The organism is Mobiluncus curtisii ATCC 43063 (assembly GCF_000196535.1).
GTDB lineage: Bacteria > Actinomycetota > Actinomycetes > Actinomycetales > Actinomycetaceae > Mobiluncus > Mobiluncus curtisii.
In genome coordinates, this window is the sequence record NC_014246.1 from 1,270,345 (window position 1) to 1,282,302 (window position 11,958).

The 11,958-nt window shown below is 56.9% G+C and carries 12 protein-coding genes; all 12 read left to right on the plus strand.

What is annotated here, in order from left to right; genetic code table 11:
• The first annotated feature begins 186 nt into the window (after nt 1–186).
• The 12 genes from HMPREF0573_RS05355 (at nt 187) to HMPREF0573_RS05410 (ending at nt 11,939) form a co-directional block, all read left to right on the plus strand.
• Nucleotides 187–2,274: an efflux RND transporter periplasmic adaptor subunit gene (locus HMPREF0573_RS05355; RefSeq protein ID WP_004009026.1), complete on the plus strand. Its 2,088-nt coding sequence runs from the start codon at nt 187–189 to the stop codon at nt 2,272–2,274.
• On the plus strand, nt 2,271–3,077 hold the full coding sequence (locus HMPREF0573_RS05360) for an ABC transporter ATP-binding protein (RefSeq protein ID WP_013189128.1): 807 nt from the start codon (nt 2,271–2,273) through the stop codon (nt 3,075–3,077). Before HMPREF0573_RS05355 ends, HMPREF0573_RS05360 begins: the two co-directional genes overlap by 4 nt.
• Complete coding sequence (locus HMPREF0573_RS05365; protein WP_013189129.1) at nt 3,074–4,444, plus strand: ABC transporter permease; 1,371 nt, start codon at nt 3,074–3,076, stop codon at nt 4,442–4,444. The genes HMPREF0573_RS05360 and HMPREF0573_RS05365 overlap by 4 nt, the downstream gene beginning before the upstream one ends.
• An 84-nt stretch (nt 4,445–4,528) precedes the next feature.
• Nucleotides 4,529–6,067, plus strand: a complete 1,539-nt coding sequence (locus HMPREF0573_RS05370) for an ATP-binding protein (protein WP_013189130.1) — start codon at nt 4,529–4,531, stop codon at nt 6,065–6,067.
• 126 nt (nt 6,068–6,193) lie between these two features.
• Nucleotides 6,194–6,682 carry a response regulator gene (locus tag HMPREF0573_RS05375; protein WP_004007344.1) on the plus strand — a complete coding sequence of 163 codons (489 nt, stop codon included), beginning with the start codon at nt 6,194–6,196 and terminating at the stop codon, nt 6,680–6,682.
• Nucleotides 6,683–6,861: 179 nt separating this feature from the next.
• Nucleotides 6,862–7,509, plus strand: a complete 648-nt coding sequence (locus tag HMPREF0573_RS05380) for an L-threonylcarbamoyladenylate synthase (protein WP_004007343.1) — start codon at nt 6,862–6,864, stop codon at nt 7,507–7,509.
• A 130-nt stretch (nt 7,510–7,639) separates the two neighbouring features.
• Nucleotides 7,640–8,824 (plus strand): MraY family glycosyltransferase, encoded by a 1,185-nt coding sequence (locus HMPREF0573_RS05385; protein WP_004007342.1) that lies wholly within the window; start codon nt 7,640–7,642, stop codon nt 8,822–8,824.
• The gene (locus HMPREF0573_RS05390) at nt 8,821–9,324 is read left to right on the plus strand and encodes a Cg1360 family ATP-synthase-associated protein (protein ID WP_004007341.1); all 504 of its coding nucleotides are present in this window, start codon (nt 8,821–8,823) and stop codon (nt 9,322–9,324) included. Before HMPREF0573_RS05385 ends, HMPREF0573_RS05390 begins: the two co-directional genes overlap by 4 nt.
• A gap of 109 nt (nt 9,325–9,433) precedes the next feature.
• The gene (atpB, locus tag HMPREF0573_RS05395; protein WP_004007340.1) at nt 9,434–10,258 is read left to right on the plus strand and encodes a F0F1 ATP synthase subunit A; all 825 of its coding nucleotides are present in this window, start codon (nt 9,434–9,436) and stop codon (nt 10,256–10,258) included.
• A 61-nt stretch (nt 10,259–10,319) separates the two neighbouring features.
• Nucleotides 10,320–10,535 carry an ATP synthase F0 subunit C gene (atpE, locus tag HMPREF0573_RS05400; RefSeq protein WP_004007339.1) on the plus strand — a complete coding sequence of 72 codons (216 nt, stop codon included), beginning with the start codon at nt 10,320–10,322 and terminating at the stop codon, nt 10,533–10,535.
• A gap of 9 nt (nt 10,536–10,544) precedes the next feature.
• The gene (locus tag HMPREF0573_RS05405; protein WP_004007338.1) at nt 10,545–11,093 is read left to right on the plus strand and encodes a F0F1 ATP synthase subunit B; all 549 of its coding nucleotides are present in this window, start codon (nt 10,545–10,547) and stop codon (nt 11,091–11,093) included.
• Nucleotides 11,094–11,150: 57 nt separating this feature from the next.
• Complete coding sequence (locus HMPREF0573_RS05410; protein ID WP_013189131.1) at nt 11,151–11,939, plus strand: F0F1 ATP synthase subunit delta; 789 nt, start codon at nt 11,151–11,153, stop codon at nt 11,937–11,939.
• Nucleotides 11,940–11,958: the final 19 nt, after the last annotated feature.

Below are 11,958 nucleotides of genomic sequence, written 5' to 3' on the forward strand. Positions count from 1 at the left end.
CAAGCTGACGGGGAGCCGGGATAATCTGGGACTGTCTCCTCCTGAGGGTTGAGAGCGGCGTATCCGGGCACTGGTAAAGTCTCCTACTTCGGACTGATTTTCCTGGTTACGACGCTTTTGACAGGACGAAATCGTCCCCCGGAGTTTATAGTTTTTCAAAAGCGTTTTTGATAATAAGGAGTTATTGTGAGCGACGAACCTGTGATCACTCCCGTCGATGACCCGACTGTCACCCCTGTCACTGCCGTGGCGGGAGAGGGTTCGGCAAAGTCCTCGAAATCCCTGATTAAGGACAAGAAAAAGCTGAAATTCGGCAAGAAAAAATCAAGCAAGAAAAAGAAAATCATTATCGGGGTGAGCGTGGTGGCAGTCTTGGTTGTCGCCGGGCTGGTTGTTCCGCCGTTGCTGGGGATAGGGGCGCCCAAGTACGACCCGACCGCCGTTTATCGCGGGGACGTCGCTACCGTTACGAAAGACGACGTGACCAAGAGCCTCAGCATGACCGGCACGCTGAAAAGCGCCAAGAGCATGACCCTGTTTTCGTCGTTGAACTCGAAAGTACAGACGCTCAACGTAAAGCCAGGGGACCGCGTGAGTCGGGGGCAGTTTTTAGCGCAGCTGGACAGCTCTGAGGCCATGTCCCAGCTGTCCAGTCAGCAGTCCCAGCTAAACGAGAGTCGCGTCACTCAACAAAACAGCATTGACGAGGCTGCGCAAAATTACCAAAACGCCAAAAGTGCCTTGGATCAGGGCTTGAACCAGGATATTCGCGGGGCGCAGACCGCCCTGCACGAAGCGCAGAACGAATATGTGAAAGCATCCCGCGCTTATGACCAGATGAAGCAGGAAAAGGATAACCGCACTCTGCAGGCTTTGCTGGACCAGGAAAATGCTTTGCGTTCTGCAAATCAAGAAGCTGAAAACGCCAAAATGGAAGCGAACCGGGCTGGGGCCGCGGTGGCAGATGCGAAAACGCAGCGCGATATTGCGGCTATTGAAAGGGACTCCGCTAAGGACGATTTAGCACTAGCGAGGAAAGAATTAGAGCGAATTAAGAAGGACCCGACACTGAAGGCTTATCCGAATAAGCTCGCTGAGCTAATCGAGGCAACCAAGCAACGTATCGCTGAACTGTTGTCGGAGGTCGACGCGAAGGACCAAAACGCCGATGCTACCGAGAAAGCCGTCAAGGACGCGTGGTCCCAGCAGGCTCAAGCCAAGCAAAACGCCAACCACGCCAGCGAAAACTTGGGCATGGCACGGCGCCAATTCCGCGCTGCGCTGCGCCAGATTGACTCCCAAATCGCCGATGCGGGCGAAGCGGTCGCCAAGGCGCAAACCGGCGTCTCTGACGCCAAAGTCGCCCTGGACTCTGCCAAAATCCATGCCGCCCAGGAAGTGAACTCAAATCTGCGGGCATTGCGGGCAGCGCAAGCCACTGCCGGCTCGGGCATGGCAGAAGGTCAGAGCGCCATCCAAAAGCTGCGGGCAGACATTAGCTCGGCGCACGTGACGTCCCCGATGGCAGGCATTGTGACCTCCGTAACCGCCAAGGTCGGTGCCGCGCCGGAAGGCTCCCTGATGACGGTGGAAGACGATCAAAATATGGTCATTGAAACCCAGATTAAAGAATCCGGGGTCGCCAAGCTCAACGTGGGTAACCAGGTCACTTTTACCACCCCCGCCACCGGAGACAAGGAATTCACGGGGACCGTGGCATTTATCTCTCCGGCAGCCGTCGACCAGACCGCCGCGCCGTCCGGTCCGGGTGCTGACCAGGGTGGTAGCAGCGGGAGCGGGAGTGGAAATACTTCGGTTATGTTCCCGGTGCAGATTACGGTGACGGGCGATTTACAGGGCTTGCGCCTGGGGTCTACCGCCAAGGTTAAGGCGATTATCGCCGGGCAAAAGAACGCTTTGACTGTGCCAAAAGGTGCCCTCATTGACTCTGCCACCCCGGTAGATGGTCAGGACTCGCACTCTCCCAAAGCTCCCGTTTCGGGAGGAATGATGGCGCCGGGGACGTCTGCTGATGATGGTCCAAAGTCCGTGCTGGTGGTCGAAAACCCTGACTCAGAACAGCCGAAGATTCGTGAAGTCCAGGTAGAAGTCCTGGTGGAAGGTAACGGCATGGCAGCAATCAAGGGCAAAGGCATCAAAGACGGCACATCCGTGCTGGATAACGCCATGAACTATCTCGACTTGATTGGAGAAACTGGTCACTACGTCGACACTCCACAGACAATGGAGCAGACAGATGGAGCGATGGGATGATGAGCCTGCCGGTAGGTCATGCTGAGGGTCAGGTGATTGCACCAGCGTCCCCTCCCGCGCTCGCTCCGCAGGGTGGCGGTCAGTCGGGGGCGGTAGCACCGCAGCCGGTCATCCAGTTGAGCGACATTTACAAGGGGTTCTTTCTGGGTACCGACCACGAGCTAACTGTGTTGAAGGGTGTAAACCTGGCGATTTATCCGGGAGAGTTCGTGTCCATCGTGGGGTCCTCCGGTTCGGGCAAGTCCACCCTGATGAACATTATCGGACTGCTGGATCGACCTACTTCGGGTCGTTACCTGTTGGGAGATGTGGATATTTCCGAAGCTGACGATAACGAAGCCGCGTTGATACGCTCGCTTTCCATCGGGTTCGTGTTTCAAAACTTTAACCTGGTGGGACGTACCGATGCGTTAAAGAACGTAGAACTGCCCATGATGTATGCCGGAGTAGGGCGTGCTCAGCGGCGTGAACGGGCGCTGAAACTGTTGGAACTGGTCGGCATGAGCGAACGGATTCACCATCAGCCCAGCGAGTTGTCCGGTGGGCAAAAGCAGCGGGTGGCAATCGCGCGGGCGATGGCCAATGACCCGGACATTATTTTGGCAGATGAGCCGACCGGTGCTTTGGACACCGCCACCGGTTTGATGGTCATGGACCTGTTCCACCGGCTGCACCGCGAGCAGGGTAAAACTATCGTGTTGATTACCCACAACCCCGAGCTTGCCCAGCAAACCCAGCGCATCTTTACCATGGTGGACGGTGTGCTGGGCGAGGGCGTGCCCACCCCAGGAGGTGCCCAATGACTTTTGGAGAAAACGTGCGCCTGGCCCTGGCGGGACTGTGGGCGAACAAGATGCGAGCCATTCTGACTCTGCTGGGTATCATCATCGGGATTGCTTCCGTGGTGGCGATTCTCACTATCTCCCGCGGGGTGACCAGCGCGGTGACTGACTCGTTGGGTTCTCTGGGAGGGCAGGATATGTACCTCTCGGTGGATACCAAGGAAAACATCGCCAAGAATAAATCTCACGAAGATCAGCCTGGTACGGAAGATGACGGCAGCATGCCCGCAGAGCCTGATGAAGAGGACGAGGACATGTCCGGGAATGACGGTACCAGCTCTGTTGGCACGGATAGCGACGGCGACGACCAATATCTGACTCCGGAAATCCTGGACCAAATCCGTGAGGAGTTTTCCGGCCAAATCAAAGGTATCAGCGTGCAAGGTGCGGGTGGCTACGGCACCGCTACGGGCACGGGCGGAGACGTGGACGCGGATGTGCAAACCACCAACCAGGATTTCCTCATCGGGTCAAACATGGAACTGGTCGCCGGTCGCGGTTTTGAAGACAGCGAAGTGGACAGTGCGGACACGGTGGCAGTCGTCACTGACGAAATAGCGAAAAAACTGTTCGGGGGAGCGGCGCAAAACGCCGTGGGTCAGAGTTTCGAGTTTGACAGCGACGAGTCCCAAACGACTTTCCAAGTCATCGGGGTAGTCCGGCAGGTGCAAATGAAAGGGGCTGCCAGAGCCCTCCTCGGCGGGGGCGGAGGGTCGAGTGGAACGACCTTTTATATCCCTTACACCCTGGAAGAGGAAGTTACTGGCACCAAAGAACCCGGTTTTAACTGGGCGACCGTGCGCCCGGTTCCCGGTACTGATGCGAAGGCTTTGAAACACGATTTGCAGGAGTTCTTGGATAAGACCTGGGCTGACTCCGAGTATGGAGTGCAAATTGATTCTATGGATTCAATGATGGACCAGGTTAAGAACGTCTTTTCCACTATCGCTATGGGGCTGTCGGTGATTGCGGGTCTGAGTTTGCTGGTCGGCGGTATTGGGGTGATGAACATCATGCTGGTGTCGGTCACTGAACGTACCAGGGAGATAGGCATTCGCAAAGCCCTGGGGGCGACCCAGTGGAATATCCGGCTACAGTTCCTGGTTGAAGCCATGATGGTGTGTCTGCTGGGAGGTCTTCTCGGAGTGGCGTTTGGTGGTCTCGCGGGATATTTGGGAGCTAACGCGATGGGTAATCCCGCGATTCCGCCCCTGGGCGGAGTGCTGTTCTCGCTGGCATTCTCGCTGGGTATCGGGATTTTCTTCGGTTACTATCCAGCGTCCAAAGCTGCCAAACTCGACCCCATCGAGGCGCTGCGTTACGAGTAGTCGGAGTCTCGTCGACCTGATTCAAAACAATCCTCGGCTCGCAAACCTACCTGTGCGCAGGAAAAATTCCGGCATGATAGTGGCATGTACGAAAGACGCTTTGTGTTTGACCTCGAACAGGACGATGAAGAAATCATTGCCGAAATCGTGCGTCGCGCCGAGACTATCTTGGGACCCCAGGAGCGGATTACGTTCCCGGTGGGGGCGCATCTGACGGAGGAAGGTCAGCCGGTTCGCAGCATTATCCTGGCACTATCGGGCAGCATCGCGCTGGAACGTTCCTCGGCGAGCGGGGACTTACTGATGCACCACGCTTCGACCGGGCGCATCATCGGGATGTTATCCTCCGGGGAAGAAATCGGCGCGTTCTTTACCGCTGTGGTGACCGAAGAAGTCGTTGGAATCGAACTGACTCTCGACGAAATGAACATGATTATCGCCGGGGACTCACGAGTGTCGCTGCTGGTGGCAGCCCTGTTTATGCGCACTTATGACCGCCGGTTGCGGCGTGCCGAAAATCTCCACATTGAGTCGGCAGTGCTGGCAGACCAACTGGCAGTGCAGCGGGCAAATTTGGCAAAAGCCCTGGAAATACTCCGCGAAACCAGGGAGGAAATGGCTGCTCAAGCCCGGTTTGCTTCACTGGGCGAGTTGGCGGCGGGAGTGGCGCACGAACTCAACAATCCGGTGGCAGCGATTCGCCGCGCCGCAGATTACATTCATGAGGATATGCGTATGTTGCTGTCGACCTGCCCGGACCCGACTTGGCGCGACCTGGCTCTGGAGTCCCTGGAAAATGCGGAGGATGCCCCGTTCTTGTCCACCAAGGAAACGCGGGCGCGCAAACGCGAGCTGTTGGCAATCCTCGGAGACGCGAGCCTGGTGGAACGCCTGTCCGTGGCGGGAGTCTACAGCACCGACTTGGCACGCAACCTCGCCAGAGACCTGCAAGCCGACCCGGACGCGGATCTGGGAGCTTTGGAACAGGCGGCTGCCATCGGCACCAGTCTGCGCAACCTGCGCACCGCCTCGGGACGCATCATTGACCTGGTCGCCTCGCTGCGCTCTTATGCCCGTCCCGATGGGGATCCGGTACAAAACGTCGACATCAACTCCGGGCTGCAGGACACGCTGCGCCTGTTGTCACACCGCTTGGACAAAATCGACCTCAACGTGGATTATGGCGACCTACCACGAATTTCTTGCCATCCCGGCCAGCTCGACGAAGTGTGGACGAACTTGATTACCAACGCGGTAGAGGCCATGTCCGGCGAGGCTTCTGCCGCCAGCGACGCGGTCGGCAAGCGCCCCACCAATCGAGACGAACTGGCGGGAATGATTGGTCAGTTGACCATCGCGACCAGAGCCCGCGGCGACCAAATCGTCGTGACCTTCCGCGACACCGGATCGGGTATCGCGGCTGACGTCATCGAACACATTTTTGAGCCGCATTTTTCCACCAAGGGCGGCGAAGTGCGGTTTGGAATGGGCATTGGTCTGGGGTTGTGCCGCTCGATTGTGGAAAATCACGGCGGGACCATCCGCCTGGAAAACGTCTCCCACCCGAGGGGCACCCTGGCCACCGTGGAATTGCCAATCGCGGGGACTCCCGTCTCGCTTTAGATTCACCAGCCAAGTCGGGCAGGTTTGCGTGGCTCGTCAGTTCTCGTTTTCTGACGTTTAGGGCAAATTTGTCCAAACTTCACGACGGGATGAAAGAATAGGAGCATCCCCAATGAAGGAGAAACCATGAAACTCGCCATCCTAATTCTTGAAGATGAACCGGAAGTTCGTGCCGCCGTGACTCGTGACCTGCTGGGATTTGCGGACACTTTACGCATTGAGCCGGCGGAGGATGTGCCCGATGCCTGGGAGGTTATCGACGAAATCTCTGACGATGGTGATGCCCTGGCGTTGGCGCTGTGCGATCATCGGTTGCCCGGCACGACCGGTATCGAGTTCATGGGCCAGATGATGTCTGACGAACGCACCCAGTTGACTCGCAAAGTCCTGGTGACCGGTCAGGCTGACCTGGCTGACACCGTGCGCGCGGTGAACGAAGCTGGGCTCGATCAGTACGTGGCGAAACCGTGGAAACCCGAGGAGCTGCAAGACGTGGTGCGCACCATGTTGACTGATTACGTAGAGTTGGCGGGCATTGATCCGGTGCCCTATCTCTCAGCCCTGGAGTCGGCGCGGGCAACGGAGTTAACCAAATGGCTCAACCGCCCGGAATAGCCGATTGCTGAGCACGTGGGGTGACAGCGCAATAGGTTAGCGCTTCGGGCGCTTTGGCTTATTGCGCGCTACTGCGGAGCTGCTCCGGGTATTTGTTTTGGTGCCTCGGTCACAAGGGTGGTGGGAGTGTCTGTTCCGGTGGTGTCAGCTTGGTCGACCGGGGGACTAAAATCGGCTCTATGAAAATAATTGATGCTCTGACCGGTCCCATTACCCAGACTGACTTGGCAGTGATTGACGCAGCGGTGAAACGTGACGAGCTGCTGGTCATGCCGACCGATACGGTTTATGGAATAGCTTCGGTGCCGTTCGCGCCCGTGGCGGTGTCGCGTTTGCAAAATGCCAAAGGTCGGGGCGAGGATTTTCCTCCGCCGGTGTTGGTTTCCGGTCCGGCAGCACTGGAGGATTTAATGGCGCCGGAACCGCAGGCTAGCGCGAGTCAGCGGCGCGCCGCCCGCTTGCTCGCAGAGCGCTTTTGGCCCGGTGCTTTGACCATAATCGTGACTGCCAACCCAGCTTTGGGCTGGGACCTGGGTCAGACTCACGGGACGATTGCGTTGCGCCAGCCCGACCACCCTCGTGCCCTCGAAATACTGCGTTATACCGGTCCGCTGGCGGTTACGTCTGCCAACCTGCATACGCGACCTCCCGCTACCGATATTGCCGCCGCCACGAACTATTTTGGGGAACGGGTCAGCGTTTACGTGGATGCTGGCGTGTCTCCCTCTGGGCATCCATCCACCATTGTCCGTTTGACACAGGATTCCCCGCGCTTGCTGCGTCAGGGCGATATTCCGCTGTCTGACATCCTCGCCGCCCTGGTCTGATGGCTCCCCTGCGTTTATATAGTGGGATATGGGCAGTAGCTGCCAATAATGGCAGCTGCAGCCCATATCCCACCTTTTATTTAAAACAAACACGAATCCCGCGCCACTAACCCGCTAAACTAAAGCCCGTATGAAGTTTTACCTGTTGATATTCCTGGTTGCGGTCGCGGTGACGTACCTGACGGTTCCGCTGGTACGCCAGTTTGCCCTGGCTACCGGGACTTTAGCGCCGGTGCGGGAACGTGACGTCCACGAATTTCCCACCCCGCGTCTGGGCGGTGTAGCCATGGGCGCGGGTTTCCTCACGGCGTTAGCTATCGCTTCGCATACTCCATTCTTGGCAGACGCAGCTAGCTTTCATAACATCAAAGGTTTGGCAGTGGGAGTCGTCCTGATTGTGATTTTGGGTGTCATCGACGACATCTGGGATTTGGATTGGTACACGAAGCTGGCAGGGCAAATCCTGGTGGCAGGATTGATGTCCTGGTTGGGCATCCAGCTGACGTCTTTCCCGATTTTTGGCTTGACGATTGGTTCGTCCCGATTGTCTCTGCTGGTCACAGTGCTGGTAGTGGTGGCTGCAATCAACGCAGTGAACTTCGTAGATGGCTTGGACGGCTTAGCCTCCGGCATGATGGCAATTAGCGCCACCGGCTTGTTCATCTATTCCTATACTTTGACGCGCACGCTCGGTGCTGCGTCGTATGCCTCTTTGGCTTCGACGGTGGCAGCGGCGCTGGCAGGAATCTGCCTGGGATTTTTGGCGCACAACTTTTCCCCCGCCTCCATATTTATGGGCGATACCGGCGCGATGCTGCTGGGCTTACTGACCGTGGCTTCTGCCATCATTGTCACCGGTCAGATTGACCCGGCAGTAGTTTATTTCCGCCAGGCTTTTCCGTCCTTCCTGCCCATAGTTTTGCCCCTGGCAGTGTTGGCAATCCCGATAATTGATATGGTCACCGCAGTGATACGGCGGCTGTATCATCACCAGTCGCCCTTCCAAGCCGATGCTGGTCACCTGCACCATCGCCTCTCCCACGCCGGGCGCTCGCGAGTGCGCGCCGTGCTGGTCATGTATCTGTGGACGGCAGTGTTTTCCCTGGGGGCAGCGTCTCTGACTCTGCTCCGGATGCGCTACGTGTTGGTGGTCATGTTGGTGGCGTCCTTGCTGTCGATGGTGGCGACAATTGAGATTCTGCCCGCTTGGCGCGAAGGCGTACACCGCTGGTTCAACCCGAAATATCGTCAGCCCCACGGTCCGGAACACGCCCTGTACCATGACTCCGCCCTTTCTGATAGCGTAAAGTCGTGAACGAAACGACTCCTTTGTCAGTACCAACGGACGCTTTTCACGCGGCTTCGGTGGGGGCGGGAACGCGCCGGGCAGTGAAGTTTTCATTGCTTGCGATTTCCCTAGCGGTGGTGGCAGTGTTGCTGGTCGCGGCGGGCTTAGCCGCGCGGCTGGTGGGGGCGGCGGGGCTGCGTTCCATTGGTTTATGTGCCGTCGTAGGCGCGGGTCTGGTGGCGGTGACGTTTGCCACACACCTGTTTACGCTGAATCATCCCGACTTGATGATGGCAGGCATGGGCGGAGATTTCGTCTTAAAAGTAGTTGTCATTTTGGTGGCTGTGGGGGTGGCGCGGAAATTGCCGGGGCTGGATGCTGAAACCATCTTTTTCACCCTGCTAGCAATGATTTTGGTGCAAGCCATCGTCTTCCCGGTGGCGCTGACCAAAGCGCGGGTGCCCCTGTTGGACTCGGTCGTGACCTCGTCACAATCTGAAACGGTCGAGGAAAACCCATCTCGATAGAACAAAAGTGTGTTTTTCGCCACATCTTGTTAAGAGGTGGGTTAATCACGGCTGATTTTCGTGGTAACGTTATTAGGCGAACTCGTGAATTAGGACTCAAAGGAGAACAATGGGAGTGCAGTTGACGCTCATGTCGGCATTGGTGCCGAATTTGGTTCCCACTACAGATGACTCGTTCCATGCCCCCACCATTATGGACTTGTTCCCCCCGGTAGTTGCTTTCGCCGGAACGCCTTTTACTATTGACCGCGTCATGATGATTCGTCTCATCATGACCCTGCTGCTGGTGTTGTGCCTGGTGCTGTATGCCACGCGAGCCAAGCTCATTCCGGGACGTGCCCAGTACATGCTGGAGTTTGGCTTTAAATTCTGCCAAGAGAGCATTGCTGAGGAAGTCATCGGTAAGGAAATCGGGCGTAAATACACCCCGATTATCACGACCGTATTCTTCTCGGTGCTGTTCATGAACATTTCGGGTATTATTCCTGGCTTTAACCTGGCGGGTTCCGCAAAACCGGGCTTTCCGCTGCTGTTGGCAGTGTTTGCCTGGTTTGTTTTCATTTATGCCGGAATTCGCGAGACCGGTGTGGGTCATTTCTTTAAGTCCTCGCTATTCCCGCCGGGCGTGCCGTGGCCGCTGTATCTCCTGCTGACCCCAATTGAGGCGATTTCCACCTTTATCATTCGCCCGTTTACTCTGTTCGTCCGTTTGTTGGCAAACATGATTGCCGGTCACTTCTTGCTAGCTTTGACTCTGAGCGCCACGAACTATTTCCTCTTTGCGCATCTCTCGGCGCTATCCCCGATAGGGATTCTGACTTTTGCGGCAGCTTTCGCGTTTACCCTGTTTGAAATCCTGGTGGCTTTCCTACAGGCGTACATTTTCGCGATTCTGACCGCGGTGTATGTGAACCTCTCCGTACACGCACATTAGAAAAACAATAGGCTTCTCACGCCAACCGGCATGAGAATAACAACAAATAAGGAAAGAAAACATGACTGGAAGTGCACTTGTTCTCGCAACCATCGGCTATGGTCTGGCCGCCATTGGACCTGGCATTGGCTTGGGCATTCTGATTGGTCACACTCAGGACGCTATTGCCCGCCAGCCGGAACTGTCCGGAAAGCTCACCACTAACATGTTCATCGGTATCGCCTTCGTCGAAGCCTTGGCTTTGATTGGTTTGGTAACGGGCTTCCTGTTCCGGTAAGGAGCACGTATGTTAGGCACTTTGGTATCACTAGTAGCTAAGGCGGGCGATACCCCGAACCCTATGCTGCCAGAGACTTACGACATCGTTTGGTCGGCAATTATCTTCCTGGTCATCTTGGTGGTGGTTGTGAAGGTCGCTCTGCCGAAGTACGACGGGCTGGTGCAGGAACGCGCTGACAAGCTCCAAGAGGGTTTGGACGCTACGGCAAAGGCACAGGCGGACTCGGCAGCTGCGGCGCAGCGGATTGAATCCGAACTGCGTGACGCAAAGGAAGAAGCCGCCCAGATTCGCAACAAAGCCAATGCGCAAGCGGAGGACATCGTGTCCCGTGCTACGGAACGTGCTGATCAAGAAGCCAAGCGCATCATCGAGCAAGCTCAGCGCCAGATTGCTGCTGAGCGGGCGGCAGCGGAAGCCTCCCTGCGTCAGGATGTGGGCGATTTGGCTACCCAGCTCGCGGAAAAGATTGTGGGCGAACAGCTGAAGGATGAAGCCCTGAGCTCTCGCGTCGTGGATCGTTTCCTCGACGAACTCGAAGCTCAGCCGGTGGCTTAAAGATAGAGAAAGTAAGGGAAGTCAATGAGAGCCTCGTCGGTAAGGACCTTGGCCGCTATGGTCATGGCTGTCGATAAGACCTTGGGAAAAGCCACGACCAAGACTGGTCCCGCGGTCGCCGAGGAATACTTTGCCCTGTCTGAACTGCTGGAAAACAATATCCGCCTGGCACGTAACCTGTCTGACCCGGCGCGTACCGCTGCTGACAAGCAAGAACTGGCTCGCACCATCTTGGGTTCGAAACTTTCGGACCCGGCTCTGGAAGGAGTGCTGGCACTCGCTGCTGGACGCTGGTCCAGCGAGCTTGACTTGCAAGAGGCCTGCCGGTTGCTGGCAAACCACGTGTTGCTGAAAACTGCCCAGGATGATGGTCAGCTTGAAGATGTCGAACGCGACATCTTTGCGATGAGCCAGGTGGTATCCCAGAACCGTGATTTGCGTAACTTCTTGACTGACAATCATCGCGCTTCCCTGGATCAGCGTCTGGAGACTTTCAACTCTCTGGTCGGTGAGGGGGTCAAGCCTCTGGCATTACGCCTGGTAAACGCGGTGATTGCCAAAGCGGCTCCCGGTCGGCTCACTGCTGACCTGCGGGCTTTGCTGGATTCGGCAGCGCGGTTGCGGCAGCGGGGGATAGCGACGGTTTACACCGCTACGCCGTTGAGCGACACCCAAAAGTCCCGGCTCATTCAGTTGCTGTCCACTCGTACCGGCGAACAGGTCGAGGTCAACGTAGTGGTAGACCCGAAGCTGGTGGGTGGCATCAAGATTGTGCAGGGTGACACGGTGATGGATGGCGCGGTCAAGTCTCGCGCCGAGCAGTTCCGGCGCAAGCTGGCAAGCTAGAACGAAACGAAAATATGAC